This window comes from Sporosarcina cascadiensis (assembly GCF_009650995.1).
GTDB lineage: Bacteria > Bacillota > Bacilli > Bacillales_A > Planococcaceae > Sporosarcina > Sporosarcina cascadiensis.
The window spans coordinates 196,865-211,208 of record NZ_WHVV01000005.1 but is presented as its reverse complement, the minus strand read 5'-3'; the positions used below and the strand labels follow the sequence as shown (position 1 = coordinate 211,208).

At 45.0% G+C, this 14,344-nt stretch carries 12 protein-coding genes and 1 riboswitch; of the genes, 1 reads left to right on the top strand and 11 read right to left on the bottom strand.

What is annotated here, in order from left to right; translation table 11 throughout:
• Nucleotides 1-167: 167 nt before the first annotated feature.
• The 3 genes from GDZ68_RS07740 to GDZ68_RS07730 all read right to left on the bottom strand — a co-directional run bounded on the left by GDZ68_RS07740 (nucleotide 168) and on the right by GDZ68_RS07730 (nucleotide 3,297).
• Nucleotides 168-932: a YibE/F family protein gene (locus GDZ68_RS07740; protein WP_153721696.1), complete on the bottom strand. Its 765-nt coding sequence runs from the start codon at nucleotides 930-932 to the stop codon at nucleotides 168-170.
• Entirely contained in the window at nucleotides 929-2,023 is a 1,095-nt protein-coding gene (locus GDZ68_RS07735) for a YibE/F family protein (protein ID WP_153721734.1), read from the bottom strand. Before GDZ68_RS07735 ends, GDZ68_RS07740 begins: the two co-directional genes overlap by 4 nt.
• Before the next feature lie 164 nt (nucleotides 2,024-2,187).
• Nucleotides 2,188-3,297: a CdaR family transcriptional regulator gene (locus GDZ68_RS07730; RefSeq protein WP_153721695.1), complete on the bottom strand. Its 1,110-nt coding sequence runs from the start codon at nucleotides 3,295-3,297 to the stop codon at nucleotides 2,188-2,190.
• Nucleotides 3,298-3,484: 187 nt separating this feature from the next.
• Here GDZ68_RS07730 and GDZ68_RS07725 point away from each other — a divergent pair, with 187 nt between their 5' ends.
• A complete protein-coding gene (locus tag GDZ68_RS07725) occupies nucleotides 3,485-5,545 on the top strand; it encodes a catalase (protein WP_153721694.1) in 2,061 nt (686 codons plus the stop codon).
• A 400-nt stretch (nucleotides 5,546-5,945) separates the two neighbouring features.
• On the opposite strand, the gene GDZ68_RS07720 is transcribed toward GDZ68_RS07725, so the two are convergent.
• From GDZ68_RS07720 to pduL, 8 genes are all read right to left on the bottom strand, one after another.
• Entirely contained in the window at nucleotides 5,946-7,361 is a 1,416-nt protein-coding gene (locus GDZ68_RS07720) for a ribonucleoside-diphosphate reductase subunit alpha (RefSeq protein ID WP_194841092.1), read from the bottom strand.
• A gap of 171 nt (nucleotides 7,362-7,532) precedes the next feature.
• A riboswitch (cobalamin riboswitch) is annotated at nucleotides 7,533-7,708 on the bottom strand.
• Nucleotides 7,709-7,786: 78 nt separating this feature from the next.
• Entirely contained in the window at nucleotides 7,787-8,671 is an 885-nt protein-coding gene (locus GDZ68_RS07715; RefSeq protein ID WP_153721692.1) for a hypothetical protein, read from the bottom strand.
• A gap of 177 nt (nucleotides 8,672-8,848) precedes the next feature.
• Nucleotides 8,849-9,019, bottom strand: coding sequence for a hypothetical protein (locus GDZ68_RS07710; protein WP_153721691.1), 171 nt, complete (start codon nucleotides 9,017-9,019; stop codon nucleotides 8,849-8,851).
• Nucleotides 9,020-9,392: 373 nt separating this feature from the next.
• On the bottom strand, nucleotides 9,393-11,495 hold the full coding sequence (locus GDZ68_RS07705) for a methyl-accepting chemotaxis protein (protein ID WP_153721690.1): 2,103 nt from the start codon (nucleotides 11,493-11,495) through the stop codon (nucleotides 9,393-9,395).
• A gap of 134 nt (nucleotides 11,496-11,629) precedes the next feature.
• Nucleotides 11,630-12,580: a malate dehydrogenase gene (gene mdh / locus GDZ68_RS07700; RefSeq protein WP_153721689.1), complete on the bottom strand. Its 951-nt coding sequence runs from the start codon at nucleotides 12,578-12,580 to the stop codon at nucleotides 11,630-11,632.
• 222 nt (nucleotides 12,581-12,802) lie between these two features.
• Complete coding sequence (locus GDZ68_RS07695) at nucleotides 12,803-13,138, bottom strand: BMC domain-containing protein (RefSeq protein WP_153721688.1); 336 nt, start codon at nucleotides 13,136-13,138, stop codon at nucleotides 12,803-12,805.
• The gene (locus tag GDZ68_RS07690; RefSeq protein WP_153721687.1) at nucleotides 13,113-13,418 is read right to left on the bottom strand and encodes a EutN/CcmL family microcompartment protein; all 306 of its coding nucleotides are present in this window, start codon (nucleotides 13,416-13,418) and stop codon (nucleotides 13,113-13,115) included. The genes GDZ68_RS07695 and GDZ68_RS07690 overlap by 26 nt, the downstream gene beginning before the upstream one ends.
• 16 nt (nucleotides 13,419-13,434) lie before the next feature.
• Nucleotides 13,435-14,313: a phosphate propanoyltransferase gene (gene pduL / locus GDZ68_RS07685; protein ID WP_153721686.1), complete on the bottom strand. Its 879-nt coding sequence runs from the start codon at nucleotides 14,311-14,313 to the stop codon at nucleotides 13,435-13,437.
• Nucleotides 14,314-14,344 lie beyond the last annotated feature (31 nt).

Here is a 14,344-nt window from a genome sequence, read left to right as displayed (position 1 = left end):
CAAGTACACAAGATTACCTGTCGAATTTTTTCGTTTAGTTGTTCACACAAACAAATTGCTATGTATTTAGTACTAAATTGTACGCTATTATACTAATATATTGGTAAGCGCTTACATATTTGAGTAAAAAAAAGAGAAGCAGCTGAATGATTATCCCGCTGTTTCTCCTATGACTTTTCTCTTCTTCTGACTAAATAATTTGCATTAATCCACGAAGCTATCGGTATCACCAGTGCGATGCCCATTCCTGCACAAAGAATCAAAATCATTTCAGAACTGAATATTTTAGAATTGATAATTTCTCCAATTGAATACTCCAGATCCTTGAACCAAATCAGCAGAGCTAGATAGCCTCCAAAAAAGGCGAAGAACAGTGTATTCGTATCTGTTCCCAGAATATCACGGCCGATGCTGATACCTGTTTTGAACAATTCCTTCCTGCTGATTGCAGGATTATGCCTACACACTTCATGCATGGTGGACGCAATCGAGATCGCTACATCCATAATGGCACCAATCGTACTCATAATAATGACAGAAGCTCCGATTTTCATGAAGTTCACGCCGATATAGAGCGACAGCCCCGCAATCGCCTCTTCCTCTTCCTCACCAAACCCCTGTATCATCAGTTTCTGTGAAACAAAAACAATGAAAGAAAGTACTATCACAATAGTGATCATCGTCGAAATAAAAGCAATCGTCGTTTTGCTGTTTACTTCATTAATATAGAAAAGACTGATACATCCGATCAGCGTGCTGGCAATGAACGTGATCAGAATGGGATTGGCAGATGGATCGAGCATGAAAAACATCGTAAAAAAGATTACGCCAAAATTCAAGAACAGCGAAAAGAAAGACCGTGCCCCACTCTTTCCGCCAACGATTACCATTAATACGAGTAAAATTCCTGCGAGCCATACTAGTGCATTCATACTCTCGCCCTCTTTCGCTCGATGAAGAATATAGCCGTGTACAGACCGATTGGAATCGTCAGCACGATGCCGATTCCACCCGCCAATGCGCGTGCCAGCTCCAGTGACAAATTCATCGAAAGTGCAAATCCGACTGGAGAAGCATTTTTCAAATAAAGAATCAGCATTGGAATCGAGCCGCTGATATAGGCAAAGAACAAAATACTCGTGATGGTCCCCATAATATCTTTACCAATTCCTATACCCGATGCTCTCAGTGCTTTTATTGAGATATCACGGTCTCTTTCATATAAGGCAAAAATCGACGAGGACATAGTAATCGCCACGTCCATAATGGCACCGAGCGACCCAATGAACAGTCCCGCCATGAACACGGTATGGTAAGGACGCGTCAAAAACTGCATTTCCTCATAACGCAGACCATTTCCGGAAGTAAGCCAGATGACAAGGGCAGTCACAGACAGCGATGCAGCTGTTGCGATGAGCGTCGCTGCAATTGCCGCATATGTTTTTTCATTAAACCCGCTGACGAGAAGAAGCGATATCGCGGTAAATAACAGGATACATATTCCGCAGACCAACAGCAGACTGACGTTTGAGTAATTCACGTAGATATCCAGTGCGAAAGACAGCAGCAACACATTGATCACAAAACTGGCGATCGCCAGCAGGCCTTGCTTATGCCCGACAAGTATTAAGGTAAAGATAAAAATCCAGGCAACAACGAGCACATATTTATCACGCTTCACATCCGTAATGGTACCTGCCAGATCCCCGTCAGTCTTCGAATCAATGGAAACAAAAAGTTCGTTTCCTATACGGTATTGCTGATCATACGCACCCGAAGTGGAATATTTATTATTCAAATGGATCTGTTGGCCTTTTTCTTCGCTGTTTTTTAACACTGCTGTGATGTTCTGAATAAACAGCGTGTCTTCATTGCCGTGCAGATCTGTTACATCTATTGCCTCTTCCATTGTCGTATCGACCACCTCAGCGATCGGACGGTCATAAAATGAATAATTGTGATTGACAAAAATAAGTGTAGTAATACAGCAAAGTGCCAGGATCGAAAATATCATCCATTGCATAGTTGTAGCGTTTCTGATTTTATTCAAAATAAATCCTCCTGACACTCTTGGGATAAGACACAGGGTAAGCCTGCCATGAATAGGACGCAGGATTTTAGAAAATGATTTGTTTTCCCATTCAATTAAGAAAAACTCCGATTCCATTATAGGAAGCGAAGCACTGTTCACTTATTCATCTGCTCGTCCAGCAGTGACAACGCCAAGTAAAGCAGAAACACATCGTGTGTACTTGATACAGATAACCCCGTTAACTGCTCGATTTTCTGCAGGCGGTAGGACAGCGTGTTCTTATGGATATGCAAACGCTGCGCGGTATTTTGCATGGATTGGTTTTCCGAAAACCAGACTTTCAGGTTATGCAGCAGCTCTTCTTCTTTCATAAGCGGCGCAATAGTCCGGCTCAGAAAATCAGCTCGTGCCGCTACCGGGATGCTCTGTAATATAATTTCAAGACGCAGCTCATGCTCAAATACGATTTCACCCGATCTTTTCGAAGCACTGACTGCGCGCTCCGCCTGTCCAAATGATTTAGCCAGGTCAAAGTAATCTGTCGGTGCTCCGATCCCCGCAACGACTTGGACCTTTTTACGCCGTTTCATATGAAGCAGCAAGAAATTTAATTCATGGGCGAGAGTTTCCTGATTCATTTCAGGCAGCAGCAGCAAAATCTTGTTCTGCGCCCAGCGTATCATTTTCATGGATTTGTGGATGTTTTGAATCGATGTAAATATGTCTATTTCCTCAATCGAGAACTGTTCCAATAAATCAATCACTTCAATGACCGCTACTTGCCGATACTGTGTCACGTCAATTCCGAGCAGTGTGCCCCTCTCTCCAAATCGCTCGTCTTTCTTCATTCCCGTCAGCCAGTCAAACACGAAGAACTCCAAATCCCGTACCTTTTCATCTTTTTGCTTTCGCTTCATGGAATCTTGAATGAATAGTTCTGCAACACGTAAAATCAGCTGTGCTTGCGGCCTGATTGTCTCAGGTTCACCGGTAATGCCGAGTGCAGCAATCGGTTCATCGTCAATAATAATCGGCAGCGCGATCCCTTTACGCACACCGCGCAATCGCTCTACTTCGTCATCATCCATATAGAGCATTTCTTTCTGTCGAATGCTCAACAATGCACCTTCATGGAATTGATTGATCCGGGCAGCGTCTGTGCTCGCCTGAATAAAGCCGCGGCGGTCTGTTAAAATCACCTGCTGCTGAATCAAATTCGATATCTCTTTCACCATCTCTTGTCCTAATGTATCAAATTGGAACATCCGCTTCACCTCTGATGAAAACTGCTAGTTAGTGTTATCTTACGCCACTTCAGTTTTCATCTCAATAGGGGGCGGGAAGGAAATGCAACGTGCTTCACAATATCTTACATCCATACAATGAATATTGCTGATTAGCGCGCATAGTATGATAACGATCGGAAACTTTACTCAGGAAAGGTGCGTGTGTATGGATAAATCACACTCAGGAAATAACCGTGAAAACGATGGCAACAGTAAAAACGAGCAACTGGAGGAATTCCGTGTTCAAAATACAGGAAAGCCGTTAACAACCAACCAGTCAAAGAAACTGTCTAATGACTCGGAGCAGCTGACAGCCGGTGTACGCGGTCCGTCACTTCGTCAGGACTATGAATATTTTGAAAAAATGACCCACTTCCTTCATGAGGAAATACCTGAAAGAATCGTGCATGCGAGAGGGTACGGCGCACATGGAGAGTTTGAATGCTATGAGTCGATGAGTCAGTTCACCAAAGCATGCTTTTTACAGGAGCCCGGCAAAAAGACGCCGGTATTCGTCCGCTTCTCTACTGTGCAAGGGAGTAAGGGTTCTAAAGATACGGCAAGGGATTTGCGCTGTAAAGGAGTGAAGTTTTACACGGAGGAAGGAAATTATGATCTGACTACCATTGCCATGCCTGTATTGATCAATCAGGATGCCATGAAGTTCCCGGACATGATTCACGCTTACAAACCTGAACCCCGCACCGGAATCCCGACAGCTGCCGGTGCACATGATAATTTTTGGGATTATGTCGCGAATAATCAGGAGTCCCTTCACATGGTCATGTGGATTATGTCGGATCGGGGCATCGTGAGAAGTTATCGGATGATTGAATCCTTTTCGATCAATACGTATCTTCTGGTCAATGAAGAAGGAGTGGCCACTTTTGTCCGGTTTGTCTGGAAGCCTGTGCTCGGCGTGCATTCGCTGCTGATGGATGAGGCGCAAAAAATTGGCGGAATTGATCCGGATTACCACCGCCGTGATTTGAGGGAAGCGATTGACCGCGGAGCTTATGCAGAATATGAGCTGGGCGTTCAGCTGGTTGCGATGGAAGACGAGTTCAAATTTGATTTTGATATTCTGGACCCGGCTAAATTCTGGCCGGAAGAATTGATTCCGGTTAAGCTGATCGGCAAGATGACATTGAACCGGAACGTCGATAATGAATTTGCTGAGTTGGAGCAAGTGGCGTTCAACCCTGCAAATGTAGTTCCGGGAATCGACTTCTCCAATGACCCGGTTCTGCAGGGCCGCTTGATCGCCTACCAGAGCACCCAATATCACAGACTTGGCAGCGCAAACTTCCAGGACTTGCCGATCAACCGGCCAATCTGCCCGTTCCATAACAATACAAGACGGGGCGCTATGAGATATCGGATTGATACCGACCAAGTCAACTACCATCAAAACTCACTGGCTAATAATACTCCGTACACGACTCCGCCGGAAGAAGGCGGCTATGAATCGTATCCGAAGAAAATAGACGGCCATGCGATCCGGGCACGAAGCAAGTCGTTCGACGATTTCTTCACGCAGCCAAGAATTTTCTGGAACAGTCTGACACCTGTTGAGAAACAGCATACAATTGACGGTTTCAGCTATCAGCTCGGCAGCGTAAAAAGCAAGTCGGTGCGTCAGCAAAACGTCGATATGCTGATAAATGTAGACAGAGAATTAGCGAATACGATAGCGGACAATATCGGCGTGGACCGGCCTAGCGGAACGCCTGTGCAGGTTACGACCAGCTACCCTTCCCTCAGCCAGGCAAATACGCCGAAATATGCGTACTCTATGAAAGTCGGCGTATTGGTCGGTGACGGCTTCCCTGCGAATGAAGTTTCAGGTGCGCTTGAAACACTGAAGAAGTATGGAGTCTTTGTTGTGATTGTCAGCGACACACTGGGCACTGTTACCGGTGATGACGGAACCAAGCTAAAAGTCAACGAGACATTTATCACGACTAGCCCCTATTTGCTGGACTCTATTTATATCGTAGGCGGAACGCATAAAAATCAAAGCAGATTTGATTACGAAATTGCAGACTATCTGCGCGTAGCCTACACTCATTATAAACCGATCGGTGTAGCTTCTTCAGGCCAGGCATTCCTGGAGAAGTCCAACGAAAGCAATATGGCAGGAGTCGTATTTGCTTCAGGAAATACAAATTTCGGAGAAGAATTTGTGGCTGCCGTAGCACAGCAACGCTTTTGGGATCGAGATTAATGGCAATAACAGAAAACCACCCGTCGGGGTGGTTTTCTGTTTGTTGAGAAGTCTAAGCGGAATGTTTAATATATATTCCTAACAACCGCAGAGGCATAACTGCAGAGCGGCTATGAGCGCGGAGATCGGTTCAATGATCATGCCGGTATGCTGTATGATCACGTAGCTGAGCCGAATGATCATACAGCCGATGTCTATGAGTGGATGAGGCTGGACTATGAGCGATTGAGCGGGTACTATGATCATCCGCCAAGCTTCTTTGGCAGAAAGCCATGCTTTTCGCCAGTATGCTCACAGTAGAAGGCGACCCCTAAGCGCCGAAGAGGGGTCAAACTGCAGCATGATTCTCGCAATACGCACAAGACAAGTTATCAAGAACAGAGCCTTACGCAGATCCCTTTTAAATAATCCTTACTTCTTCTATCCCGCTGCTCCAAGCCTTCATCAGCAGCTGTAATAATTCCGCCGTTTCCAGTAATGGAGACTTTTCCAATGTGATGGAACCGCCAATCTCCGTATGTTGCTGCTGTGCAGCGAGCCGGTTAATCATCGATAGCTGTCGGTGCTTAGTCGGGGGATGTTCTGACAAATTCACAGTATCCGAAGCTTTTCGCAACTTGCCGTTTCGAATGCCGTACTGCTTGATTTCATTGCTGATTTCCTGCCACGCTTCAGAAGTATAATGCCGCTGTTCAAAATAGCTTCCATCCTGCCAGCACGAGCCTTCAAATTGCGGATAGGGTCCTTTCTCTTTCGCCAATTGCAATGAAGCTTTGATTACGTGCAGATTTATCTCTTCAGACAGCCGTTCTATAAAGGACACAGCCTGTTCGGAATGCAGTCCAATTCGTTGGCCCGCCAGCAGTTCTTCCCAGCCGGCCACTTCTATACGCACTTCCCGCCTGCGATCTTTTCTCTCCCAAAAATCCAATATACCGTTCAGTAAACGGACCTGTATGGCACAAACCTGCGCCAAAGTATTGCCGTTCATCACACGCGGCAGTTGAATAGAAGAACCTAATCTTCCGATATCAGACTGACTATCTTCCTCAAAATGAAAAACAACACCGTCACTGGCCAGCAGCTGTTTCATCAGGCCGATAGCCGATAGTTTTTTATGCGTAATGGCAGGATTCGCAACAGCCTGATGAAATGCCTCACTGTCGACATCGTGAAGAGAACAATTCATCTCGCGCCGGACTTCTTCCATATTAAATACCAGCCAGGAACCGCACGCCTTCACTTGTTCCATAAATGTATGGGGTATACGGATATGCTTCTCCTTTACTCTGCTGGATAAATACGATTGAATTCGTATATCCAGCAAATCCAACAAATGCGGCACGCTTGCAGACTGACGCTGGCTGAATGTCTTGCCGAGAAATGCCATCACCTCATCCGGCAGCGTCACATATCCCTTGCTCAATACCCAATAAGCTTCCCTGACTTTTTGCAGACGCTGGACGGTTTCCTGCTGCATGGCAGCCATCGCAATGAGCATCAGCCGTTCTTGCGGGAGTCCCATTGGCCAATCATAATGATTGCATGTGACAAATTCATTCATATATTGACGGAGCTGTCTGATGCAAAGAAGCTGATCGCGTTCAGGTACAATTTGCAGGCCCAGCCATTTAATTTCATTGGCAGAATAATGATTGACCCAGCTGCCGTATAACCCGGCTTCCAGCAGCTTTCGCACGGTATGGTGAAATCCTTCGTATGCCGGTTTTTTGCGCAATTGTTCTGCTTGTTTGTATAAAATAGTCAGCAGCGCGCGTTCATGCGGCCGCTCTTCTGTTTGTTCCAATACCTTCATCTCGCCGTCTCCTTTCGTAAACAACAAAAAACAATCATTCCGCCTCTTCGGCAGTATGATTGCAATAGTTGTGAATGAGGAAACAAAAATAAGCAACTCTAAAGTAACCATGCAAGCCGCATGATGATCAGAGACTTTTTTGCCTCCACCTCTCAACCCCCGAAGAAAGTGTCGCTTTGACGATGCGCGGCAGGTCTCCTGGCTTCACTTCATCCTTCCGCCAAGCCTTCCCATGTCTCCATAGTGGCTGTTTCTGGCGGTCGTCCGTGTGTACAGTTGCGGGGACAGCTTCGATTTCCGAATTCCCTTTTATACCTTGATAGGTACCGGCGCATCGTGCAAACTCATTTATTTGGTTTGTTCTATTTTACCACGGATGAAGGCGAAGGTGGTAGAGTATGATTTGTGACGGATGAAAGAAATAGCTATTTGTTAACAATCTCAAACAACAGCTCCGTCATCTCTTTTGAAACAGTATAAATCCTATGTGTGTCATCAACCCGCATAATTGTACTCTTCTGTCCCTTTTCACCAATCCACAAATGATATCCCTGCGTTCCGCCGTCTTCATAGGACACTTTCATATCATAATCAGAAGCCGCCGTATCGACTATGCCAGGTTGTTTCACAGCATTCAAAATTGCAGTCTGGATCAATTCAGCTGATTCTTCGTCATCTATTTCTGCATAAATATCCCCATTCACTTGACCGAAACCTTTCGACTTGGATAAGCTGAATTTTTTGATTCCACCAGCAACCTGAAATTTCACCGGCGCCTCTATTTGATACTTTTTTTCTTCGGTTCCAATTAAATTAAAGTCGGCATTACCGTCAACAACATATTGACCCGCAGGAAAGTGGCCGTTCATGACTTGTTTCATAAACGTTTTATATTCTTCAGTATCCCTGTCCAGAAAACTGCCGCTGGATTCATAATCCATACGAAGCGATTCCCCTTTTTTCAGCATGGTTCGCTCTAAAGGCATATCCATAGAGTATTCAATATCGTATTCTCTTGTTGTTTCAGTAATAGGAAAATAAAACGGCGAAGTGGCATGGGTGATTTCTACTTCATCTTGATCACCTGTATATTCTAATTCTGCATATAATTTTATCGGCTCGCTAACTTGATACTGTTGTTTTTCGGAAACTAACCGGTAGACAAAATCATCTTCGGTCACTTCTGCTTGATTTGTCACTTCCCCTAAAAGCGGTGTTCCCTGCTTTTCCTCCGTCTGCTCATTCTGCTGGCATCCCAGTAAACTGAATAATACTAAGATCAAACTGATTAACAATCGACTTTTTTTCATATCGTAAGCCCCCTTTCCCACTTAGACTCTCAAAAGTGGATAAAGTTACAAGATAAGAAAGATGCAGCATCAAAAGACTAACGGCATAACAAAACAGGGTGCCTATGCACAAAACAAGTGTGGACTTCATCACAATTGTTTCCTGTCAGGCACCCTGTATCGAATTTTCTTCGCCGGTTACATTAGTTGTTGTTCGCATAGACAGCCGCACTCCGCCAATCCTTGTACATAAGCTTCTTCCCATGTAATCCCATGGATAAAGCCATTCTCCGAGTATCCTGTGATTAAATAGAATTGCTCATTTTGCTCCGGCAGTGCTGAATTGTTTTGATAGGTATTGTTTTTCATAGAAATGACCTCCTGATTTTTAATGTTTGCACAGTATATGCCCGAACAGAGAATTTAGAAACCTATCCTTGTATTTTTACTATATGCGCCGACCTGAAAAAAGTATCCCTCTCACAAGGTCATTTGGAAGCGCTTACATATTCTGATAAAGGTATAAGGAATTTCTCTTTCTTCTACTCCGGAAATATTAGTGTGCATGATTTTCAATTCTTCCTATTCAGAACATTATACTATAAATATATTCAATTGCGCAATAGAAAATTTCAAGCTTAGTTACTAAATTAGATAAATTCATACACATATACTGCCTATATGAAAAAACCTTCTTCTGCCAAAAAGATTGGCGGAAGAAGGTTTTCTGCGTTCATTCATACTATTCTAATCGGAACCGGCCGACTACATCCTGCAATTCACCTGCAATTTCTTTCATTCGGTTGGTCGATTCCGCCACACGCTCTACTTCACTCTGCTGTGCTTCAGACGATGCACTCACTTGTTCAGCAGAAGCTGCTGTTTCTTCAGATACTGCTGAAACACTCTGAATCGCAAGCATTGCCTGATCTTTGTGTACAAGCATTTCTTCCAGCTCAGCTGCCAGTTCCATGATGGCCTGGCGCATTTGATTGGTCAATTCCACGTTTTGTGTGAATGAGACTTCTGTGCTTGTGACAGATTGGTTTTGCTCTTCCATCACCTGCATATTCGCTGTAATCACTTCTGTCGTTTGCTTTGATTCTGCTACGATTTCTTTTACAATCTCTGAAATAACGCTTGTTTCTTTCTGTGACTGTTCGGCCAGATTTCGAACTTCCTCCGCGACGACGGCGAACCCTTTACCGTGCTCACCCGCTCTTGCAGCTTCGATGCTCGCATTTAATGCAAGGAGGTTCGTCTGCGCGGTGATATCATGAATGGACGTGATGACCTGATTGATGGCACCGATTTTATTCGATAGGGTTTCCATCTGCAACTGGACCTTTTCTGTCATTTCGTTAGCCGATATATTATGCTCACGAAGCTTTTTCACTTCATACATACCTGTCTCAGTAGAAGAAACGGTTTGTTTAGACAGTTCATCCATATTTCCTGACAAGTCGGATAATGCATTAATTTGGTCCGCCAATTCAGCCATGCGGTTGCTTGTTTCTTCTGTGTCCTCGGATTGCTTGGATGCCCCGTGTGCGATTTCTGTTGTAGCCAATGAAACTTCTTCGCTCGCCGCTACAATTTCTTCAAATGCCTGATGGACATGAGCAGATGATTCGTTTAAACGGGCAGCTGCATCGCGTACCGAATAAATGGCATGATTGGTTTGATCAATCATATTATTATAGGCCTTCGAAACAGCTCCGATTTCATCATTACGAATTAACTTTTCTTCCACACTTTGCGTCATGTCACCTTTTGCCGCCGCCTCTATCGATTGCTGCAAGGAAGATAACGGCTTCAGCTGTTTGAAGATGAAGCCTGCTGTGACTACAGTCATCAAGATGACCATCACGACTGCTGCAATAATTGTAAGCCATAAAATCGCATTGAATGTTTCCAGGATTTTTGTTTTGGGAACCACCGTTTGCACAGACCATTTTTCATCGATTTGATCCAGTACGATGGGTGCAAATGTATTAAATGCTTCTTCTTTCAATGATTTTGAATCTACATACAGGGTGCTTGTTTCTAAATTATTGATTTGCTGTTTAACAGGCTCCCAATTGATGGCCTGCGCCATATTTGTACCGTTCATCTCATCCTTCAGGCTATTGGCCGTCAGACTGCCCGCGTCCGTAATAATAGAAGCATAGCCGCCTTCCGGTTCGATGTCTTTAACCAGTTCATTTAAGAAATCAATGGATATGTCCGTCGTCAGCACACCAAAAAATTCATCATTTGCGCTAACTAACGGCACGGATAATGTCGTCATCAGTACAGTTTGGCCGCCTGCATTGTATTCATATGGTTCCGTCATGACCGCGCGTTTCTCTGCTTTCGGAGTTAAATACCAATCACCTTCACCAGGCGTATCATACTCACTGAGCGCTTCTACATTGATGCTGCTTCCTTCTTTATATAAATACGGAATGAAACGTTTTGTTGGATCGACCAGGTTTTTATTAGTTTGATCGTCCAGCTTGACAGAACCTTTTTCAAAAATAGCTGCCATTCCGGTTGCATCCATATTTTTTTCCAAGTTATTTTGAATGATTGAAATGATTTCATCTGTTGAGAGGTTTCCTTGTGACTGCAGTGTCTCAAAAATGTGCTTGGTCGTATGCAGCATTTCATTCGTTTTATTAAATCGCTCGCTCAATTTTTTGGCGTTTAATTGGGTGTTTTCAACTGCAAATTCCTCGGAGTCCGACATGCTTTGATTATATAAGATTGTACTTGTGCTGATTGTGTAGATAACGAATAAAAGTAAAAATAGTCCTATGATAATTCCTGATAGCTTCCAAGCAATACTTCTGAATTTTGACACCTATTTGTTACCTCCTAATATTTTTTAGTTCCTGATACTTATTTATAATTCTTCTGCAAAAAGACCTAGTCATTATGCAAAAATATCTCCCTAAGTCTTTACTGAGACTTAGAGAGATCGCTGTGGTCAAGTCATTACGCCATTTGTCGTTCGCAAATTTCAATAACTGCCTTCACAGAATTTGCCGACTGATCGAGCGCTTTTTGTTCATCGTTCGTCAATGGAAGCTCAATAACACTTTCAATTCCGTTTCCTCCAAGGACAGTCGGAACGCCCAGATAAATGTTCTGATAACCGTATTCGCCTTCCAAATAAGCGATGGACGGCAGAATTCTTTTTTTATCTTTGATGATCGCTTCCGCCATTTCAACCAGTGCTGCTGCAGGTGCATAATACGCACTGCCGTTTCCTAATAATGACACAATTTCGCCGCCGCCTTTTCGGGTGCGCTCGACAATCGCTTCCAGCCGGTCTTCCGGGATGATTTTATCCAGCGGAATTCCGCCGGCATAAGAATACCGGACAAGCGGAACCATATCGTCACCATGCCCGCCTAAAACGAAGCCTGAAATATCCTCAATTGAAATGTTCAGTTCTTCTGATACGAACGCGTTGAAGCGTGCCGTATCGAGTACGCCGGATTGGCCGATCACCCGGTTTTTCGGGAAGCCCGTCGTCTTATAACAAACATACGTCATCGCATCGACCGGATTACTCAAAATCAGCACCGTGCTGTCCGGTGCATAGCGTTTCACCTGTTCAGAAACGGATTGCATGATTTTCGCATTGGTCGCAACGAGATCATCCCGGCTCATGCCTGGTTTTCTCGCAACACCTGCGGTAATGATGACCATGGCAGCATCTTGTATGTCTTCATAATTCGATGTACCCGTAATACGGGAGTTGAACTGCTGGACAGGACTCGTTTGAAGGAGATCCAGCGCTTTCCCTTTGGTCGGGTTGGAGAGATCCGGGATATCGACTAAGACGATGTCGCCGAGTTCTTTCTGGGCTGCCATCAACGCAACAGTCGAACCTGTGTGACCTGCTCCGATGACCGCAATTTTATGTCTTTTGAAAGCCATGGAAACAACTCCTTTCTATATAGATTGGATGTTTTTTATTGGTTTGGTGCGTTGAGATTTGATTTTGGTGCGGAGGAACGCAGTTTTGGTGCGTTCCAATGAATGTTTCGCTCGCCTCCACCAGACTTTCGCTCGCACTGATCCCGGTTTGGTTCGGTGTACAGTCACTTTGGTGCGGCAGCCGATCTTTCGCTTGCATCGATGCCACCGCAACTCACCAAGTCAGTCTTTCTTCGGCGCTTTTGCCTTTACTTCTGCCGGCTTCTTTACTTCAGGCATAACCGGCTCAGGCGGCTTCACCATTTCATACACTGAATCATCCGGACGCGGGATTACATGCGCACCGAGCAATTCGCCCACTCGTGCAGCTGCGTCACGGCCGGCGTCAACTGCTGCTTGAACTGCCCCGACGTCACCTTGAACGATGACCGTTACAATTCCGCCGTCAACCATCTCCTGTGAAACCAACTCCACATTCGAGGCTTTCACCATAGCATCTGCTGCTTCAATTGATCCAATTAACCCTTTTGTTTCAATCATTCCGATCGCTTGACTCATGTAGATCACCTCTCTTCACTTCTGTTGAATCAATAATGCCAATAATGACCGCGTCAATGGGAATCGGGTTTTCTTTCGGCAAAATAAAGCGTGAAGAACCGCCGCTCGTAATGAGCACCTCGTCACCAATTCCCGCCCCAATCCGATCTGCTGCGACCATATGGCTTTGTATACTGTTGCCGTGTGCATCAATCGGCTGGACAATCAATAGCTTAAGACCTGCCAGCCCATCTTCTTTGCGGGTTGCCCACACATTACCGATCACTCTGCCCATTCTCATGCGTAATCACCTTTTTCTACTTTCTGATGGTTATCGTTTTACCGAGTTCCCGTGCTGTATCTTTCGCAAGCGCTGTGACAATCGTACCTTTTGTGATCACAATTTCATCCTCTGAAATTGACGCAAGGTCTTCAGTGGACAGCAGCTTTTTGGTAAATTCAAACGACTGCGGAGCAGCTGCTTTTACTGGAGCAGAAGGAGCACTCTGAACTGCTGCCGGTTGAGTGCGTACCGATTCTGCCGTTTCATTCAGCTTGACGAGACGTCCGATTGTTCCCTGTGTAATAAACCCGGCATTCGCTTCATCTGTATCGATATGCATTTCCAGACGATAGCGTTCATTCACCCGAATGCGGACATTGCGGAATGAAATCGGCCGGATACCATCTGCTTCCACTGTTATATACTCCCCGTCCTGCACGCCGAAACGTGCTGCATCCGAGGGAGCCATATGGATATGCGACTGCGCGATAATGAGACCTTGCTCAATATGCACGCTGCCCTTTGGTCCGATCAACGTAATGGGAGCAGATCCTTCAATATTGCCGGATTCCCGAAGTGGAGGCTTAACGCCAAGTTTCATGGCATCCGTAAAGCTGACCTCGACTTGAGTCGCTTTTCGGACAGGCCCTAAAATCCGTACGCGTTCAATACTGCTTTTAGGTCCCGCAATCATCACCGTTTCATTGGCGGCGAATTGGCCCGGCTGTGAAAGCTCGGACCGCTGCGTCAATTCATACCCTGCGCCAAATAGTACTTCCACATGATCAGGCTGTAAATGTACGTGACGGGCGGAAACCGCAATGGGAACCGCTCGTTCCGGCAATTGAGTAGATTCTTTACCTAACTGCCCGAGGATTTCTCCGACAATTTGTTCAATCAATTGCTGATTCATTTAGTTCACGCCTTTCTACTGCGTTCGAAGT